The sequence below is a fragment of the Xanthomonas sp. NCPPB 2864 genome, from assembly GCF_056675615.1.
In genome coordinates this window covers 745,994-763,598 of sequence record NZ_JBWWVS010000001.1, presented here as the reverse complement: position 1 = coordinate 763,598, position 17,605 = coordinate 745,994, and the positions used below count along the sequence as shown (strand labels likewise).

Annotated in this window: 16 protein-coding genes and 1 tRNA gene; all 17 read right to left on the bottom strand. The window is 63.4% G+C overall.

Annotated elements, in window-relative coordinates; translation table 11 throughout:
* Positions 1-64: 64 nt before the first annotated feature.
* On the bottom strand, positions 65-1,549 hold the full coding sequence (locus tag AC1KVE_RS03210) for a lipopolysaccharide biosynthesis protein (RefSeq protein ID WP_104542483.1): 1,485 nt from the start codon (positions 1,547-1,549) through the stop codon (positions 65-67).
* A 17-nt stretch (positions 1,550-1,566) separates the two neighbouring features.
* Positions 1,567-2,616 (bottom strand): glycosyltransferase, encoded by a 1,050-nt coding sequence (locus AC1KVE_RS03205; protein ID WP_126965996.1) that lies wholly within the window; start codon positions 2,614-2,616, stop codon positions 1,567-1,569.
* Positions 2,613-3,755, bottom strand: coding sequence for a glycosyltransferase family 4 protein (locus AC1KVE_RS03200; protein ID WP_440583935.1), 1,143 nt, complete (start codon positions 3,753-3,755; stop codon positions 2,613-2,615). The genes AC1KVE_RS03205 and AC1KVE_RS03200 overlap by 4 nt, the downstream gene beginning before the upstream one ends.
* A 67-nt stretch (positions 3,756-3,822) precedes the next feature.
* Positions 3,823-4,911, bottom strand: a complete 1,089-nt coding sequence (locus tag AC1KVE_RS03195; protein ID WP_481091928.1) for an acyltransferase family protein — start codon at positions 4,909-4,911, stop codon at positions 3,823-3,825.
* Between the two features lie 13 nt (positions 4,912-4,924).
* The gene (locus AC1KVE_RS03190) at positions 4,925-6,016 is read right to left on the bottom strand and encodes an acyltransferase family protein (protein WP_184378592.1); all 1,092 of its coding nucleotides are present in this window, start codon (positions 6,014-6,016) and stop codon (positions 4,925-4,927) included.
* Positions 6,013-7,299 (bottom strand): polysaccharide biosynthesis protein GumE, encoded by a 1,287-nt coding sequence (locus AC1KVE_RS03185; RefSeq protein WP_180968686.1) that lies wholly within the window; start codon positions 7,297-7,299, stop codon positions 6,013-6,015. The genes AC1KVE_RS03190 and AC1KVE_RS03185 overlap by 4 nt, the downstream gene beginning before the upstream one ends.
* Positions 7,300-7,393: 94 nt before the next feature.
* Complete coding sequence (locus AC1KVE_RS03180) at positions 7,394-8,848, bottom strand: undecaprenyl-phosphate glucose phosphotransferase (protein WP_046343239.1); 1,455 nt, start codon at positions 8,846-8,848, stop codon at positions 7,394-7,396.
* Positions 8,849-9,091: 243 nt separating this feature from the next.
* A complete protein-coding gene (locus tag AC1KVE_RS03175; protein WP_179465573.1) occupies positions 9,092-10,531 on the bottom strand; it encodes a GumC family protein in 1,440 nt (479 codons plus the stop codon).
* A complete protein-coding gene (locus tag AC1KVE_RS03170; RefSeq protein WP_016903310.1) occupies positions 10,513-11,211 on the bottom strand; it encodes a polysaccharide biosynthesis/export family protein in 699 nt (232 codons plus the stop codon). The genes AC1KVE_RS03175 and AC1KVE_RS03170 overlap by 19 nt, the downstream gene beginning before the upstream one ends.
* A gap of 473 nt (positions 11,212-11,684) precedes the next feature.
* Positions 11,685-11,761: transfer RNA gene (locus tag AC1KVE_RS03165), tRNA-Pro, on the bottom strand.
* A 60-nt stretch (positions 11,762-11,821) separates the two neighbouring features.
* Complete coding sequence (locus AC1KVE_RS03160; RefSeq protein WP_005995911.1) at positions 11,822-12,178, bottom strand: MerR family transcriptional regulator; 357 nt, start codon at positions 12,176-12,178, stop codon at positions 11,822-11,824.
* Positions 12,159-12,458, bottom strand: a complete 300-nt coding sequence (locus AC1KVE_RS03155; RefSeq protein ID WP_002811076.1) for an integration host factor subunit alpha — start codon at positions 12,456-12,458, stop codon at positions 12,159-12,161. Before AC1KVE_RS03155 ends, AC1KVE_RS03160 begins: the two co-directional genes overlap by 20 nt.
* A 21-nt stretch (positions 12,459-12,479) precedes the next feature.
* A complete protein-coding gene (gene pheT / locus AC1KVE_RS03150; protein ID WP_481091929.1) occupies positions 12,480-14,858 on the bottom strand; it encodes a phenylalanine--tRNA ligase subunit beta in 2,379 nt (792 codons plus the stop codon).
* Between the two features lie 116 nt (positions 14,859-14,974).
* A complete protein-coding gene (gene pheS, locus AC1KVE_RS03145) occupies positions 14,975-15,970 on the bottom strand; it encodes a phenylalanine--tRNA ligase subunit alpha (RefSeq protein WP_016903312.1) in 996 nt (331 codons plus the stop codon).
* Positions 15,971-16,233: 263 nt separating this feature from the next.
* Entirely contained in the window at positions 16,234-16,593 is a 360-nt protein-coding gene (gene rplT, locus AC1KVE_RS03140) for a 50S ribosomal protein L20 (RefSeq protein WP_003484828.1), read from the bottom strand.
* A gap of 10 nt (positions 16,594-16,603) precedes the next feature.
* Positions 16,604-16,801, bottom strand: a complete 198-nt coding sequence (rpmI, locus tag AC1KVE_RS03135) for a 50S ribosomal protein L35 (protein WP_002811096.1) — start codon at positions 16,799-16,801, stop codon at positions 16,604-16,606.
* Between the two features lie 239 nt (positions 16,802-17,040).
* A complete protein-coding gene (gene infC, locus AC1KVE_RS03130; RefSeq protein ID WP_080591364.1) occupies positions 17,041-17,583 on the bottom strand; it encodes a translation initiation factor IF-3 in 543 nt (180 codons plus the stop codon).
* Between the last annotated feature and the right edge of the window lie 22 nt (positions 17,584-17,605).

Below are 17,605 nucleotides of genomic sequence, written 5' to 3'. Positions count from 1 at the left end.
GGGCCGTGTCCTATGAATGAGTGGGAGAAAGCATGCAGGAACGCAGGCGAAGACGATGTCGATCTCATTGGCGTGCCTTGGCCTGCCTCAGCAACTTGCGGATGTTGAGAATGGCAATGACGTCGCGACGGAACGCCGGCCAGATCGCCAACGCCAGCAGACAGACCGCCGCCATCGTGGCCGCACCAACGGCCAGCTGCTGCCACAGCGGGCCACCGACGGTGATGGATGCGTAGTACGCGCACACGCCCGCCACGCCGTACGCGGTCATCGCGCGCACCGCATTGGTGAACAGTGCAGCCACCGGTGCGTCGGAGATCTTGCCGACCCAGACCAGCGACAACGGCCAGGTCACCAGCAGGCCGAACGAATAACCGATCGCCACGCCCATCGCGCCCCAGCGCGAGCCGACGAAGATACAGCCGATCAGCACGATGCGGCTGACCAGCGAGAACAGCAACTGCGCGCGCATCAGGCCCCTGGCAAGGAACACCCAGTAGGTTGCATAGGACGCGGTCTGGAAAATACCGCCCAGCGTCAGCACCTGGAACAGGGGCACCGCCTCGCGCCACTGCTCGCCCAGCACCAGCACGATCAGCGGCATGGCCAGCGCGCAGGCGAAGGCGAACAGCGCAACGATCAGATGCACCATCACCGTCTGCCCGCGCAGCAGGAAGGCGCTGAAGCGTTCGCGGTCGTCCTGCAGCTGCGACAACACCGGCAACGCCACGCTGGTGGCCGGCGCGTTGATCTGATTCAACGGCATCATCAACAGCTGAAACGCACGGTTGTACAGGCCCAGTGCGTCCGGGCCGGTGCGCCAACCGATGATGACCTGGCCAACGTTGCGGCTGGCATAGCCCAGCAACTGCGCGGCCATCAGGTTCCAGCCGAAGCTCATGAAGTCGCGCATCGGCGCCGAGCGTTGGTATCCGCCCGGCAACCAGCGTGCACAGCTCGCCGCGATGATGAAATTGACCACCGCCTGCACCACCTGCTGCACCACCAGCGCCCAATAGCCCCAGCCCAGCAAGGCGGCAGCGACGGCCGCGCCCAGGCCCAGCACCTGCGATCCCACATCGCTGAGCGCGACCTGGCCAAACCGCAGCCCGCGGCTCAGATGCGCGCGGTACTGCGTGGTCATGCCGTTGATCAGGAAGGTCACCGCCAGCGCCTGGGAGATCGTCACCAGCGCCGGCTCCTTGTAGAAGTTGGCGATCACATGGGCAGAGGCGTACACCATCACCGACAGCGACAAGCCGATGCCGCTGTTGATCCAGAACAGGTTGTCGCGCTGCTCGCGGCTGACATGCTTGGCCTGCACGGCAGCGGCAGACAGGCCGAAATCGCGCAGGATCTCGGCCGCACCGACAATCGCGGTGACCATCGCCATCAGGCCGTAGTCGTAAGGCGTCAGCAGGCGCGCCAGCAGGATGATGCCGCCGAACTGCACGACCATCTTGGCCGACTGGCCGATCATGGTCACCGCTGCGCCGCCGGCGGCGCGCGAACCGAGGCTGCGCTGTGGCGGCGGCGTGGGGGAATTCATCGTCGGGATCTCTGCGGTCACAGCGCGGCGTCTCCATCCTTGCCGAGCGCTTCCAGGTAGGTGCGGTAGTGCAGCTGTCCGATCCGTGGCCAGTCGCGTTGCGAGAGATCCGGTGCCGGGCCGCGCGGCGCGGCACGCACCTGGTCCAGCATGCCGGTCAGCAGCGCCGCATCGAATTCGCCGTCATAGAGAAACACCCAGCCCGGCCCCACTTCTTCGGCAATCGCCGCATTGGATTCGCTCCACGGTGCCAGCACCGGGCGCGCCAGCGACAACGCCAGCAACAAGGTGCCGGAGTTGTGCATCTGCCGGTACGGCAGCACCACCAGCTCGGCCTCGCTGACTTCGCGTGCCAGCACCGGCTCTTCGACATAAGCCAGCAAGGCACTCACACGCGGATCCTGCGCGCAGGCCTCCTCCACCAGGCTGCGCATCTGCGGCGTGGCCGGGTTGCCGACAATACGCAGCTTCAGGCGCGGATCGTCGACCTGACGCATCACCTCCAGCAGCGTTTCCACGCCCTTGTACGGGCGGATCAGACCGAAATGCAGCAGCCGCCCCGGAACCGGCGTGCCTTGCGGCATCTTTGCAAACCACTCGCGATAATGGCCGTGCAGGATGGTGTCAGTGAATGGCGGTCGCGGCGGCGTGGTCGCGTTGATGCGGATCCAGCGACGCGTCAGCCGATCGATCCAGCGCAACAGGCCGCGCTCGCGCCAGCCGCGATCCTCGTGCGGTGCCAGGTTGTGCAAGGTGCGCACCACCGGCGTGCCGGTCAGCTGCAGCTTGAGCAGCAACAGCGCCGCACACATCTGCTTGGCCAGGGTGCCGATCGCGCTGGGATGGCGCAGCAGATATTCCGGCCAATGCAGATGCAGCACGTCGTAGCGCGACAACAGCGCATCGCGCATCGAAAAGAAGCGCGGCTGCACTGCAGCGGGCAGCGATGCGTAAAGCTGGGTCAGGTACGGATTGGTGCTGGCATTGGGCTTCTCGGTGGAGAACAGCACGGTCACCTGCGGCTGCGCGGACGCACGCGCACTCGCTGCCGATGCAGGCGCGCTCATCGCACTGCCTCCTGGGTACGGCGGGTGCCCAACGCGGTGTGGTATTCGTCGACGTAGCGCCCGACCACATGCTTCCAGTCGTAGCGGCTCACATACGCCATGGACGCTGCACGACGCGTATCGAAATCGGCATCCGCCTGCAGCGCTAGCGTCTGTACCTGCTCTGCGGCCGCATCGATCCGGTCGCGGTTGACGATCACGCCCTGCCCCGATTCGCTGGCGAGACGCACGAACGGCGGGATGTCGCTGAGGATCGGAATCAGGCCGGCACTCATCGCTTCGACCGCAGCGATGCCGAAGCCTTCATGGCGCGACAGGCAGACGAAGAACTGCGCCTGCTGCATCAGGCTGCGCAATTGCTCCTGCGACGGCGACATGCTGAGCTGCACCTTGTCCTGCAAGCCCCGCTCGGCGATCGCCTTGCGCAGGTCGGCCTCGTTCAAATCGTATTCGCGCCCGGCGATGATCAGGCGCCACTGCGGGTCGCGCTGCAATACCGCCTGCAGCAGCTCCAGGGTTTCGATCAAGCCCTTGTTCACCGACCAGCGGCCGAAATACATCATGGTCCGTCCCGGCGTGGCTGCGCCCTGCCCTGCGTATTTCTCCACATCCACGCCGTTTTCGATCACCCGCAAACGCGCCGGCGACACCACCTTGGCGAACAGCTCGCCGTCGTTCTCGCTGGTGGCGATCACCCGCGCATACGCCAATGCCGAAGTGCGGGTGAGCGTTTGAAACCATAGCTGCTTCATCCGCGAGGCATACGCGGTGTGGAAGAAGCCGCCGTGCGTGGACACCACCATCGGCTTGCCATGCAGCGGTTTGGTCAGCGCCAGATAGTCGTAGAAAAAATCGATGCCATGCAGATGCACCAGATCGGCCGAGCGGATCGCGCTCAGCACGGACGGCGCCAACGGATAACGCGACGAGCCGCGATAACCGATGCGTCGGATCGGCAAGCCCTGATACGTCTCCTGCTGCGCAAGCTGCGCGCCCGGATCGGTAAACACCCGATCCAGCGTCACGACCTCCACCGTATCGGCACTGGTGGCCTGGTGTTGACGGGCCACATTGAGAACGACTTCCTCCATGCCCCCGATCGAAGGATGGAATTGGCGGACGACATGCACCACTTTCATTGCGCCAATCTCCTGTGCCAGCGACGCAGACACATCTGCATGCTCGGCTGATCATTCTGGAAGCTCGTCATTTGCGTTTCAATCCCAACATCCATGGTGCAACGCGCACCAGCACCGCGCGCATCGGCACGCTGACCGCGACAGCAAATGCGCTCAGGCCCATCGCCCAGGCCGGTGTGCCGATCAGGCTGCGAGCGATCACACCCGTTCGTGCCACCACACTGGTGAGCACCAGAAACACCAATGTGTGCGTGCACAGGATCAGCAAGGTATTGCCACCGATCCACTGCAGCCAACGCCACTGTCGAACGAAATACGCCACGCACAAAGTCATTGCGGTACCCAGCAGGCTGACCAGCAGGAATACCGCAGCGGAATGCCCGAACTGCAGATTGTTCACATCCACTTGCCCGTTCCATCCGGCCAGCCACCACCACGCTGCTGCCAGCACCGGCAGTGCCAACACCCATGCCGAGGCGCCAAGCGCGCGCAGTGCATCGGCGTAGCGCGACAGCCATCCGCCCACGGCGATGAAGAACAGCGCGACAGGCAATACATCCAGCGCCAACGGAAGCCGCAGGTGCAACGACGGAAACCAGCCCGCCCATGCCAAGGCGAGCAACAAACTGACTGCCGCCAGGGCCGCCGTCGTCAGGCGCGTGCGCAAGGCGATGTAGGCCAGCGTGGTGACGAACAAGGCAGGCAGGAACCACAACGCCGGAAGCACGTACAGACGCGTGCCATTGGCCCAGAACAGGCCCACAAATGGATCCCACCACGGCAGCACATGCGATGGATGCGCCGCGCGGCTGGTCACTCCCATCAGCAGCCAGCAGGCGTAGGCCACCAGGAAAAACGCGACATAGGGAACCAGCAACGTGCGCGCCAACTTCGCAATCGTCGCCACCGTCATTGCGCGGTGGCCGAAGCGCTCGCCGACCCAGCCGGACAGCACGAAAAACAGCGGCACATGAAAACTGTAGGCGAACAACTTGTAGGCGGCCGGCATGCCGTTGGCATGCCCCAGCACCACCAGGACGATCGCCAGCGCCTTTGCTGCATCGATCTGCCAATCGCGGGTCAATGCAGGCGCCGGCGCAGCCTTGGCACCCAGGCCGCCGTGCCGGGCCGCGTTGGAATACGGTGCGGTGGTCATGGCGCAGCGCCGTTCATGCCGCCACCGGGCGGGCACCCAGGGTCCACGGCGCAAAACGCATCAGCAACCAGCGCAGCGGCACGCACGCGAGCAGCGCAAACACCGTCACGAACACTGCCCAGCCCAGGCCCGGGCGCGAGGCAGCGAATCCGCCGGCCAGCGCCGCAACACCGGAGAGCACGAAGAACACCAGCATATGGGTGCACAGGATCAGCAAGGTATTGCGGCCGATCCACTGTATCCAGGCCCAGCCCTGCACCAACCGTGCGGCACAGATCACCATCAGTGAGCCAAGTACTGCGCTGACCACAAACCCGACGTGGTTGCGGCCAAACTCCAGCATGTTGACGTCGATGCGGCCATTACGATCGGCCAGCCAGGCCACCGGCAACGCCAGCAGCACGGTCGCCAGCGCGCTCACCGGCAAGGAGCTCGGCAGACGTGCGGAAACATGGATCAGCAAGGCGCCCAGCGCGTAGAAACACAGCGACACCGGTAGAACGTCCAGGCCAAAAAAAAGCCGGACCTGTTGGCCCGGAAACCAGCGCATCCAGCACCAGGCCAGGATCAACGACGCCACCGCGATCACCACCGGCGACAGCCAGCGGCGCAGCACCACATAGCTCAGCACCGTCACCAGCATCACCGGCAGGAACCATAGCGGGGGCTGCACATACAGATCGGGGCCGATGCCGGTGAACATCGCGACGATCGGCTCCCACCACGGATGGCTGCCCCAGCGCGCCGCCTTCTCGCCGATATTGCGCGTAAGCAACCAGTACGCGTAGCCAAGCAGATAAAACGTCACATACGGCAGCAACAGGCTGCGTGCCTGCTTGCTGATGGTCTGCGGCAAGCCGGTGGTCCGCGACGCATAGCCCGCCGCCAGCCAGCCGGACACCATGAAAAACAGCGGCACGTGGAAGCTGTAGGCAAACAACGTCATCGCATGCGGCACGCCCTTGGCGTGGCAGAACACCACCAACAGGATCGCCAGGGCCTTGGTGGCATCGATACGCGGGTCGCGGCTGCGCCCGCCGGTGGCAACGGACGCACCGACGACCGGTGCCACCGGTTGTGGTGCTTGCGTTGCCGCCACACTCATCGCGTACCTCCCGCGGGCAGTGGCAATCGCGCATCCTCGTCGGCCGGATCCTGTCTGGGCAGCTGCGTAGCGCTGGCAGCAGACCAGGTCGGCCGCATGTGCCACAGGCAGCCGCACACGAACCACCACAATGCCGACGTCTTGATCGAGAAGTAGCCGTTGGACACCAGCAGGCTCAGCGCGAACGCAAAGATCGCCAGGTTCTTGAACAACTGCCCTTCCTTGCTCGGCATCAACAACAGGAACGAGTACGACAGCAGGAATGCAAGCACGCCGACGATCGACTGCGATGCGATGAAGTAGGCAATGCCGCTGTCGAAGTAACGGTACGCCTGCGCAAAATCCAGGCCCATCCACGAGTTGAAGGACAGGTTGTTCATCGAATTGACGGTGAAGAAGATCCGGCCCATCGTGTTGTCCTGATAGGCCGTGATCCCGGTGATCCACACCAGCAACCACGCCGTCATGATCACGAGCAGGAAGACCAGGAACGCCAACCGTTGATCCAGGCGTTTCAATAGCGGCGACAGCAGCACCATCAGCACGCAGGTGCCCGCCGCAAGTCGGCCGTCGGAGGCCACGACCATGAAACCGATCAAACCGACCGACAGGATCAGCATCGCCGGACGCATCCAGCGCCAGAACACCAGCACGATCGCGGTAAAGAAGCAGATGTAGTTACCCATCGTCACCGGCTCGATGAACATCGAGGAGGCGCGGGGAAGATTGGAGCCCGGCAGGAAGTTGCGCTCGCCCGGACGCGTGGCGCTGACGAACAGGTTGCTGTCTTCGTTCCAGAACCCTTCCGCGCTCATGCCGCGCGCGTTGACGAAGAAGCTCTTCGGGTTGACCAGATCGCCATAGGCGCTGGGCATCGCCAGTTCGAACGCCGCAACCAACGACACGATGATGGTCATGCGCACGAACAGCTTGGGCACCGACCCGGTGTAAGCCGAACCAAGCACCACGAACGCAAACACCACCAGCGCGTCGCGGAAGAACTTCGGATCGATCTGCCAGTTCACCAGGAAGCGCACGAACATCAAGGTGACGATCAGCCCCAGGCCGCTGATGATCAATGCAATGCGCTTGCGGCTCATCGAACCCAGGCCGAGCAGGAAACACGCGGCGTAGACCATGAACTCGACTGCGTAAGTGATCACCGGACGTACGGTGAACACGTTCGCGTTGATCAGCGCCAGCAGCAGGTTGTAACCGACGCCGACCAGCAGCGTCAGCTCGATCAGCAGGTTGTGCCAGCGAACGCGGGCCTCGTCGCTCATTCGGATCAGCATGCAGACGCCTGCTTGAGAGGGGCGGCTGCGATGCAGCCGCCCGCGGCGCTCGGCGCGCCAGGTCGCACACTCCCCGCCATCATCAGTACGCGGTCTTCTGTCCGAGCACACGCACTGCGGTCAGCACGATGATGCGGATATCCAGCCACAGCGACCAACGACGGATGTAGTCCAGGTCGTACTGGATGCGCTTCTTCATGGTGCGCAGCTCCGGGGTTTCACCACGGAATCCATTGACCTGCGCCCAACCGGTGATGCCCGGCTTGACGTAATGGCGCTGCATATAGTGATTGATCAGCTTTTCGTAATGGGTGTTGTGCTGCGCGGCATGCGGGCGCGGCCCCACGATCGACATGCTGCCACCGAGCACGTTGAAGATCTGCGGCAACTCGTCCAGGCTGCTGCGGCGTAGGAACGCACCGAAACGGGTGATACGGGTGTCGTTCCTGGTCGCCTGCTGGATGGTGGTGCCATGGTCGTCATGCACACGCATCGAGCGGAACTTGAACATGTAGAACTCGCGCCCACCCAGGCCATGACGACGCTGGCGGAAGAACACCGGGCCCGGCGAACTCATCTTCACACCGACCGCAATCGCAGCCATCAAAGGCCACAGGCCCATCAGCGCAACCACGGCCAGGATCTTGTCCTGCAGCGCCTTGGCGACCACGAAGTAGTTGTCGCGGTCCACACCGCCCTGGCGCAAGTTGATCACCGGCACGTTGCCAATCTGCTCGCCGGACTGGTTCAACAGACCGAAGTCGAACAGGTCCGGCACCAGCTTCACGTTGATCGGATAGCGATCCAGGCGCTGCAGCAACTGCTTGATGTGGTCACGTTCGCCCAGCGGCAGCGAGATCCACACCTGCTCGACCTGGTTGTCCTTCAGGTACTCGATCAGCGCGTCCGGATCGCCCAGGCACGGCAGCGACTGACGCTGCTCGGTCACGGCAATGTCGTACGGTGTGCGGAAATAACCGACCAGGTTCATGCCGACCCAGGGGTTGCGGCTGAGGTAGTGATTGATCTTCATCACCGGGTGACGCAGACCGACCACCACCACCCGCTGCACATCCACACCCTGGGTACGCAGGTGATTCAGGAAGCCGCGCAGCACCGTGCGGGCCGCCACCAGCGAGGCCAGCCCACCGACGAACCACAGGCCGATCCAGCCGCGCGAGACCTGCTCGCCGACCTGCACGATCAGCGCATGTACCGCGAACAGCGCAAACACGCCGCCGAATGCACCGCCCAGCACCATCAGCTCGCTCAACAGCCCGCGACCGCGCCAGCTGCGATACAACGGGAACAGCGCAAAGCAGATCACCGAGTACAACAGCGTGGTGGCGATGGCGACCCGGTACGGTGCCGCAGGCACCCAGGAGCCGAAGACGATGCGATAGGCGATTAGCCCGGAGACCACGACCATGGTGAGGTCGAAGACGCGCAGGACCAGATCGGCCGCAGCCGAATACTTGGACAACAATCGCGGCGAGGATGTGGTGTAAGTCGCGCTACTCAAGTCTGCCAAAAGCATGGGGATGTCCTCCAAACTCGATACGGCGCATGCGGGGGAACATACGAAACGCACGCGAGCTTTCAATCATCTCCGTCGGGCGATCACCGCGGTAATACCTACCGACCCCAGATCGCACGACAGCCCTTTGTTTCAACAGAGACAAACTTTCAAACGAAGGAGCCCGAAACATACGGGATCCAACCTTTTCCACGCTGAATCAGTTGTCACTTCAATTAACCATCGTTGTGCAACACGACGATGTCAGTCCAACCGCGTCTGCGCGGCCGTGCCACGCAGGAAGTAGCGCACCAGTGCCACAGCCACACCCAGGAATACGCCAAAGATGAAGCCCAAAGCGAGGTTCAGTTTAAGTTTCGGCGAAGTCTTAGACGTAGGCACGTCTGCGGTATCGATGATGGTCACGTTGTTGGCGCCGACGTTGCTCGCCACACCGATCTCCTTGTAGCGCTGCAGGAGCGCATCGTAGAGCTGGCGGTTGGTATCGACGTCGCGCTTGAGCATGTTGTAGCGGATGCTGCGGCTCTGCAGATCGAGCTCATCGTTACGCAACCCGGCGATGCGCTGGTTGAGCAGCTGCTCCTGATGCACCGATGCGTCGTAGGTCGCCTTCAGCGACTGGCGGATATTGAGGACCTCGCCATTGATCTGGCGACGCGACTCTTCGATCTGCGCCTTCAGACGCTGCATTTCCGGATAGTCAGGCTTGAAGGTCGACAGCTTTTGCTGATATTCGGTGTTCAAGCGGATCTGCTCGCCGCGCAGGCTCTGGATCAGCGGATTGCTCAGCACCTGCGGCAGCGACATCGCGTCACCGCTGCTGACCTGACGCCAGGCTGCCTCGGCCTTGATGCGGGCGTCCTGCGCCGATGCCAACATCGCATTGAGGTCGCTGAGGTTCTGCGCCGGAAGCGATGGCTTGTCGTCGCCCACCGACACGATCTGCTCGTCGGTGGAATAGGAGACCAAATTCTTCTCTGAGTCCTCCACCTTGTCGCGCAACTGCTCCAGGCGCTCGGCCAGGAACTTGGTCGCGAACGAGGATGCCTTGATGCGGCGTTCCTGCGTGCTGACGATGAAGACCTTGGTATAGGTGTTGGCGATCTTGGCAGCCAGCACCGGGTCCGGCGAATCGTAGTTGACGTAGACCAGGCGCGAATTGAGGATCGGCTCGACCACCAGCCCGGCCAGCAGCGTATCGGTCAGGCTGCGCTCGATGATGGCCTGGCGCGAGTCGACCGACTTGCCGGCTTCCGGATTCTTGGCAGCAGCCTTTTCCAGCGCTTCGTCGACCTGCTGCTTGAACGCCGGCTCCTGATCGAGCTTGGCTTCGCGGATCACCGCACGGGCCAGCGAGCGGCTCTGCAGCAGCTGGTACTGGGTCTGGTAGAAATCGCGATCCTGCGGCGATTCCACCGGCATCAGGTTGTCGACATTCACCACGTTGAGCGAGTCGCGCTCGATCTGCAGCGTGCTGGTGGCGCGGTATTTTTCCGGCATCAGCAGGGTGACGCCAAACGCCAGTGCCACTGCCCCGACGGTGATCAGAATGATCAACCAGCGCTGTGAGACCAGCGCGCGCCAGTAGTCGAGCAAGCCAACGTCGGCCAGCTCGAGATGCCCGTGACGATGAGACGGGGAAGAACGATTGTCTGAATTCATACTCATCGGTAAGCGCGCCACACCATCACAAGGGGGGTCAGTTCCAGCATGGTGCGCAGCCAGACGCGTGCGTCGGAGCGGTACACCACAACGATGTCGCCGCCGTAGATCTCAGGATCCGGGTTGGCCCCCTTCTCGATCTGGGTCAGATCGAATCTGGCGATCATCTTTTGACCGTTGACGGTGCGAAACACGATGACGTTGCCGCGGCTGGCCACGGTGCTGACGCCCTTGGCCTGCGCGATGGCCTGCTGCAGGGTCAGGTTGGCGCCGATCACCGGATAGATGCCCGGCTCGTCGACCGCACCGGTCACCGTGACCCGGCGACCATTGGATTCCTGCACGAACACCGACACCTGCGGCTGCTGCAGATAACCGGCGGCGTAGCGTTCTGCCACCAGCTTTTCCAGCTCGCCGACACCCAGGCCGGCTGCCTTGACGTCGCCGATCAACGGCAGCGAGATGTGGCCGTTCTGATCGATGCGGACCTGCCGCTCCAGATCGTCGACCTGGAACACCTTGAACAACAGCAAGTCGCCTGGGGCAAGTCGATACTCCGGTTGCACGGCGGACATCGCGAGCGGATCCGGAAGCGGCAGCGAATCGGCCATCTTCGGACCGGTGCTGCATGCGCCCAGTGCCATCGAGCAGATCAACGCCAGGCTGAGGCCTTGGCAAAATCGTCCGATCAGTTTTTTCATGCGTGTGGCTGGCTGCCTCGGTTGGGTGGGACAGGACCTCGCGCAGCATTCAACCGGCCAACACGCCAGCAAGAACGTACGACAGAGAAATTCATCCCAAGACGCTTGGGATCACGACAGGTGTGACGTGTTGCAGTGCACTATGGCATAGAACCAACGCATCGCAAGACGCTGCTCGCCATTTTTTTGACGGCGTTGGCCTATTGATTCAAGTTCGTCGTTGCAGCGTTAACAAAACGTGATCCAAGTACGAATCCGCCGCCAATGATTTGGAGCATTTTCGGGGACTTAGCGACATTGCGTGACCCAGGTCCATAGCGAACAGAACCGCAACCAAACGGGCTCGGCCAGGCATTTCATGCTGCTGTGCAGTATGCCGATGGACATATCGTGTCAGGCGTATGACAGACCGCCGATCGCATTGTGCGGCGCAACAAAAAAGCCCATGTCCGTGAAGACATGGGCTCCGTGTTTGGTCGGGGTAGCCGGATTCGAACCGACGACCACTAGTCCCCCAGACTAGTGCGCTACCAGGCTGCGCTATACCCCGAAGATGTTGCGTCCGCCGCGAGGGCGGCCTGCGATTATAGCGGCTTTGTGAAACGTTTTCCTAGCGGCGCAGCAGTTGCAGAACCTCTTCCAGCTCCATGCGCACCTGTTTGATGATCTGGTTGCTCAGCGCCGACTCGCTCTTGGCGCCATCGCCTTCAAGACGCAGGCGTGCGCCGCCGATGGTGTAACCCTGCTCGTACAGCAGGCCACGGATCTGGCGCACCATCAGCACGTCGTGGCGCTGGTAGTAGCGCCGGTTGCCGCGCCGCTTGACCGGTTCCAGGCTCGGAAACTCGGTTTCCCAATAGCGCAGCACATGCGGCTTGACGTCGCACAGCTCGCTGACTTCGCCGATGGTGAAGTAGCGCTTGGCCGGGATTGGCGGTAGTTCGCGATTACTGCCCGGATCCAGCATAAGCCTCCACCCGCTCCTTGAGCTTCTGGCCCGGACGGAAAGTCACCACCGTGCGGGCCGAGATCGGAATTTCCTCGCCGGTCTTGGGATTGCGACCGGGCCGTTGATTCTTGCGCCGCAGATCGAAGTTGCCGAAACCGGACAGCTTCACTTGACGGCCCTGCTCCAGCGCATCGCGCAGCACATCGAAGAACGCGTCGACAAATTCCTTTGCCTCGCGCTTGTTCAGACCGACCTCGTCGAACAGACGTTCGGCCATCTCCGCTTTCGTCAATGCCATGCCAATCCCCTGGTTACCGCCTCAACTCCGGATCCGGGCGCGGTGTTCGCGCTCGATCACGGCCACCACATCGGCAACGACTGCGTCGACGTCCCGGTCGGTGAGAGTGCGCGAGTTATCCTGCAAAATCAAGCCCATAGCCAGACTCTTGAAACCTGGCTCGACCCCCTGCCCGACGTAGCGGTCGAACAGCTGCACCTCGCGCAACAACGGCCCGACGGTGGTGCGCACGCTGCTCGACAGCGCCGCCCAGCTCACCTCTTCCGGGACCAGGAAGGCCAGATCGCGACGCACCGAGGGGAACCGCGACAGCTCGCCGGCACGCGGCAGCGCACGCTTGACCAACGCCGTCAGCTGCAGTTCGAACGCGATCACATCCACGTCGATGTCCAATGCCTTGGCCAGGCGCGGATGCACCTGCCCGATCCAGCCGATGCACACGCCATCGCGATGGATGTCGGCCGAGCGCCCCGGATGCCCGAAGGGCTGGGCAGAGGGCTGGAACTCCAGCCCCGCGCCACTGGCCGCGGCCAGCGCCATCAGGTCGCCCTTCAGATCGTGGAAGTCCACTTTGCGCGCGGGCTCGCCCCACTGCAGCGCCAGGGCATCGCCGCACACGGCCGCGGCGACATGCTGCGACTCCTGCGGGGCGGCGCCGGCATCGGACGCGGCCGCGAACACCTTGCCCAGCTCGAACAGGCGCACCCGCCCGGCCTGGCGGGCGGCATTGCGGCCCAGCGTCGCCACCAGGCCCGGCAACAGGCGCGGACGCATGATCGCCAGCTCGGCGCTGAGCGGATTGGCCAACGGCACCAGGCCGTCGGTCAGCTGCCAGCGCTCCAGCAAGGTGGCGTCGACGAAGGCGTAATTGATGGTTTCCTGCAGCTCGCGCGCCACCAGCTGGCGCCGCACGCTGAGCTCATCGAGCTGGGTTTCGCTCGGCATCGCAATCCGGCTTGCGCCGCCCGGCAGCGTGGTCGGCACGCGGTCGTACCCGTGGATACGCGCCAGTTCCTCGATCAGATCCTCTTCGATGGCGATATCGAAGCGACGGCTCGGCGCCATCACCTGCCAGCCTTCGGCAACCGCCTCCAGCTGCATGCCAAGCGCACCCAGAATGCGCACGACCTCGGCATCGTCAATCTGGATACCGAGCACGCGCGCAATCCGCGCACGCCGCAGCAGGATGCGCACCGGCTGTGGCAGATGCTCCGGCAATTGCGCATGCACCACTGGGCCCGGCGCACCACCGGCCAGTTCCAGCACCAGCCGCGTCGCCACTTCGATCGCCTGTGGCGGCAATGCCGGATCCACACCACGCTCGAAACGATGCCCGGCATCGGTATGCAGACCGAACTTGCGGCCACGCCCCATGATTGCGGCCGGATCGAAGTAAGCCGACTCCAGGAACACGTTGCGCGTGGTGTCGGTGACGCGGGTATCCAGGCCGCCCATCAGGCCGGCCAATGCGACCGGGCGGTCGGCATCGGTGATGGTCAGGAAGCTGTCGTCCAGCGTGACCTGCCGCCCGTCCAGCAACGCCAGCTGCTCGCCGCTGCGCGAATGGCGCACGCCGATCGGGCCTTGCAGGGTGTCCAGATCGAACGCATGCATCGGCTGGCCAAGTTCCAGCATCACGTACTGGGTGATGTCCACCAGCAGCGAGACCGGACGCACGCCGCTGCGACGCAGCCGCTCGGCCAGCCACACCGGCGTTGTTGCGGCCGGGTCGATACCTTCGATCACCCGTCCGCAATAGCGCGGCGCAGCGTTGCCGGCATGCAATTCCACCGCCAGCGTGCGCGTGGACACCGGCGCCACCGCACCGGCTTCAAAGGCCACCACTGCGCTGGCGCAGGCGGCCGCCACATCGAAAGCGATGCCGCGCACGCTGAAGCAGTCGGCGCGATTGGGCGTCAGCTTGATCTCGATGCTGGCATCGGGCAGGCCCAGGTACTCGGCCAGCGCCTGACCCACCGGCGCATCGTCGGGCAGCTCGAACAGGCCGGACGCATCGCTGTCCAGCCCCAGCTCCTTGGCCGAGCACAGCATGCCGTTGGACGCCACCCCGCGCAGCTTGGCCGCAGTGATGGTGAGCGCGCCGACCTGCGCACCGACCAGCGCCAGCGGTGCAACCAGACCGGCACGCGCATTGGGCGCGCCACACACGATCTGCAGCAACTCGCCCTGCCCTGCGTCGACACTGCAGACCTGCAGACGATCGGCTTCCGGATGACGCACCGCCTCGACGATACGCGCCACCACCACCTGCCCCAGCGCCTCGCCCAGTGGCGTGACCTCTTCGACCTCCAGACCGATCGCCGTCAGCGTCGCGGCAAGCTCGTCGCGGCTCGCCTGGATGGGAACGTGGCTGCGCAGCCAATTTTCAGAGAATTTCATGAGGAGCCGGGATTGGGGATTCGGGATTGGGGATTAGCTAAAACGCGTCGACGGAGTCTGGGGCGGACCGGGGCGCCGTTGCGAATCCCCAATCCCGAATCCCCAATCCCCCGCCGTCAGGCGAACTGCCTGAGAAAACGCACGTCGTTTTCGAAGAATGCGCGCAGGTCGTTGACGCCGTAGCGCAGCATCGCAAAGCGCTCCACGCCCAGGCCGAACGCGAAGCCGGTGTAGCGCTCCGGGTCGATGCCGACGCTGCGCAGCACGTTGGGGTGCACCATGCCGCAGCCGAGCACTTCCAGCCAGCGGGTGCTGCCGTCCGGCTGCTGCCAGGCGATGTCCACTTCCGCGCCCGGTTCCACGAACGGGAAATAGCTGGGGCGGAAGCGCATCTCGAAATCGCGCTCGAAGAACGCCCGCACGAACTCGGACAAGGTGCCCTTGAGATCGGCGAAGTTGGAGTGTTCGTCGACCAGCAGGCCTTCGACCTGATGGAACATCGGCGAATGGGTCTGGTCCGAATCGGAGCGGTACACCTTGCCGGCCGCGATCATGCGCAGCGGCGGTTTGTGCGCATCCATGTAACGCACCTGCACGCCGGAGGTGTGGGTGCGCAACAGGCGGCCATCGCCGAAATAGAACGTGTCGTGCATTGCGCGCGCCGGATGGTGCGGCGGAAAGTTCAGGGCTTCGAAGTTGTGCCAGTCGTCCTCGATCTCCGGACCATCGGACAACTCATAGCCCAGGCGCGCAAAGATCTCGACGATGCGCTCAAGCGTGCGCGTAACCGGGTGCAATCCACCGCGTTCGCTGCGACGCCCCGGCAAGGTGACATCGATACGCTCCCCGGCCAGACGTGCGTCCAGCGCGGCGTTTTCCAGCGTGTGCTTGCGCTCGGACAACGCCGCGGTCAGCGCATCGCGCGACAGGTTGATCGCTTCGCCAGCGGCCTTTCGCTGATCGGCCGGCAGCGTGCCGAGCTGCTTGAGCTGGGCGGTGATGCTGCCGCTCTTGCCGAGCAATGCGACGCGCAAGGCTTCCAGTTGGTCCGGCGTCTGCGCGGCGGCGACATCGGCCAGCGCACGCTCGGTCAGGGATTGAATCTCACTCATTGCACTCGCGCCTCAACTGCGTCAACCGAACGGTGTTTCCGGATGCACCGGAACGCATTGCCACTCAAATCTGGTCTAGCCCGGCATCCAGTCAGCGATGCCGGCCATCTAAAAACGCAAAAGGGGAAGGACTCGCGCCCTTCCCCCTGCATATCTGCTTGCCCTCGCCGGAGGCCTGTACACGAATGCGCAAACCCCTTCGAGACGCTATCCCTTCAAAAGTCCGCACATGGATGTGCGGGCTCTTGCAGAGGGACCTGCATTTACGCCGCCAGCGCGCCCTTGGCCTTCTCCGCCAGCGCGGCAAAGCCGGCGGCGTCGTGCACGGCGATATCAGCCAGCACCTTGCGGTCCAGGGTGATGCCAGCCTTGAGCAGGCCATTCATGAAACGGCTATAGCTCAAGCCGTTGATGCGGGCAGCCGCATTGATGCGGGTGATCCACAACGAACGGAAGTTACGCTTCTTCTGCTTGCGGCCAATGTAGGCGTACTGCTGCGCCTTGATGACTGCCTGCTTGGCAACGCGGAAGACCTTGCGGCGAGCGTTGTAGTAACCCTTCGCCAGGGTCAGAATTTTCTTGTGGCGGCGACGCGCCTGTACGCCACGCTTTACTCGTGCCATGGGTCAGTCCTCAGAGGTAGGGAAGCATACGATCGAGACGGCCAGCGTCCTCGGCACGGACGTGGTTCGTCTGCCGCAGGTTGCGCTTCCGCTTGGTCGCTTTCTTCGTGAGGATATGGCTACGGTTTGCGTGGCCGCACTTGTACTTGCCGGAGGCGGTCTTGCGGAAACGCTTGGCCGCCGCCCGGTTGGTCTTGATCTTGGGCATTGCAATGTCCTTGATGGTGTTTTGTCACTGACCCGGGCGGCAGTCTTGCGACCACGCTTTCCATCCTTGCCCTTGCCTGCTTGTAAGTCCTTGATCGAACACGATCCGGACAGGTCCTGTACCGCTTGCGCGGCGCCCCGGCAAAACCAGGCCGCGCAGTATGCCCGTTGCCGGGAATTCTTGCAAATGGATGCTGTCGCCGGCCAGGGCTGGCCCGTCGAGCCTGCCCTGGCGCGGGATCAGATCTTCTTCTTCGGCGCGATCATCATGACCATCTGGCGCCCTTCCAGGCGCGGACGCGACTCGATGACGATGTCGTCGCCCAGGTCGGCCTCGATCCGGGACGCCATTTCGCGCCCCAGCTCCTGGTGGCTCATTTCACGGCCACGGAAGCGGATATTGACCTTGACCTTGTCGCCCTCTTCCAGGAAGCGGCGCATGTTGCGCAGCTTGATCTGGTAGTCACCCTCGTCGGTGACCGGACGGAACTTGAGTTCCTTGATCTCGACCTGCTTGGTCTTCTTCTTGGCCTCGTTGGCCTTTTTCTGCTGCTCGAACTTGAACTTGCCGAAATCCATGATCTTGCAGACCGGCGGATCGGCCTGCGGCTGGATTTCGACCAGATCCAGGCCTTCTTCCTCGGCCTTGGCGAGCGCTTCGTCGCGCGACAACACGCCGACCATCTCACCGTCACTGCCTATCACGCGGACGCGCGGCACACGGATTTCTTGGTTCTTGCGGTTCTGTTTGTTGTCAGGGGTACTGATATTGCAATCTCCCAGGGGAATCGAACCGGCGCATCCG

Excerpts from the sequence above, each read along its gene's own strand:
- rpmI (WP_002811096.1), bottom strand. The coding sequence starts at position 16,801 with ATGCCCAAGATCAAGACCAACCGGGCGGCGGCCAAGCGTTTCCGCAAG.
- rplT (WP_003484828.1), bottom strand. The coding sequence starts at position 16,593 with ATGGCACGAGTAAAGCGTGGCGTACAGGCGCGTCGCCGCCACAAGAAA.
- pheT (WP_481091929.1), bottom strand. The coding sequence starts at position 14,858 with ATGAAATTCTCTGAAAATTGGCTGCGCAGCCACGTTCCCATCCAGGCG.
- AC1KVE_RS03160 (WP_005995911.1), bottom strand. The coding sequence starts at position 12,178 with ATGCTGGATCCGGGCAGTAATCGCGAACTACCGCCAATCCCGGCCAAG.
- AC1KVE_RS03195 (WP_481091928.1), bottom strand. The coding sequence starts at position 4,911 with ATGACCACCGCACCGTATTCCAACGCGGCCCGGCACGGCGGCCTGGGT.
- AC1KVE_RS03200 (WP_440583935.1), bottom strand. The coding sequence starts at position 3,755 with ATGAAAGTGGTGCATGTCGTCCGCCAATTCCATCCTTCGATCGGGGGC.
- AC1KVE_RS03210 (WP_104542483.1), bottom strand. The coding sequence starts at position 1,549 with ATGAATTCCCCCACGCCGCCGCCACAGCGCAGCCTCGGTTCGCGCGCC.
- AC1KVE_RS03155 (WP_002811076.1), bottom strand. The coding sequence starts at position 12,458 with ATGGCATTGACGAAAGCGGAGATGGCCGAACGTCTGTTCGACGAGGTC.
- AC1KVE_RS03180 (WP_046343239.1), bottom strand. The coding sequence starts at position 8,848 with ATGCTTTTGGCAGACTTGAGTAGCGCGACTTACACCACATCCTCGCCG.
- AC1KVE_RS03185 (WP_180968686.1), bottom strand. The coding sequence starts at position 7,299 with ATGAGCGACGAGGCCCGCGTTCGCTGGCACAACCTGCTGATCGAGCTG.
- AC1KVE_RS03170 (WP_016903310.1), bottom strand. The coding sequence starts at position 11,211 with ATGAAAAAACTGATCGGACGATTTTGCCAAGGCCTCAGCCTGGCGTTG.
- AC1KVE_RS03190 (WP_184378592.1), bottom strand. The coding sequence starts at position 6,016 with ATGAGTGTGGCGGCAACGCAAGCACCACAACCGGTGGCACCGGTCGTC.
- AC1KVE_RS03205 (WP_126965996.1), bottom strand. The coding sequence starts at position 2,616 with ATGAGCGCGCCTGCATCGGCAGCGAGTGCGCGTGCGTCCGCGCAGCCG.
- pheS (WP_016903312.1), bottom strand. The coding sequence starts at position 15,970 with ATGAGTGAGATTCAATCCCTGACCGAGCGTGCGCTGGCCGATGTCGCC.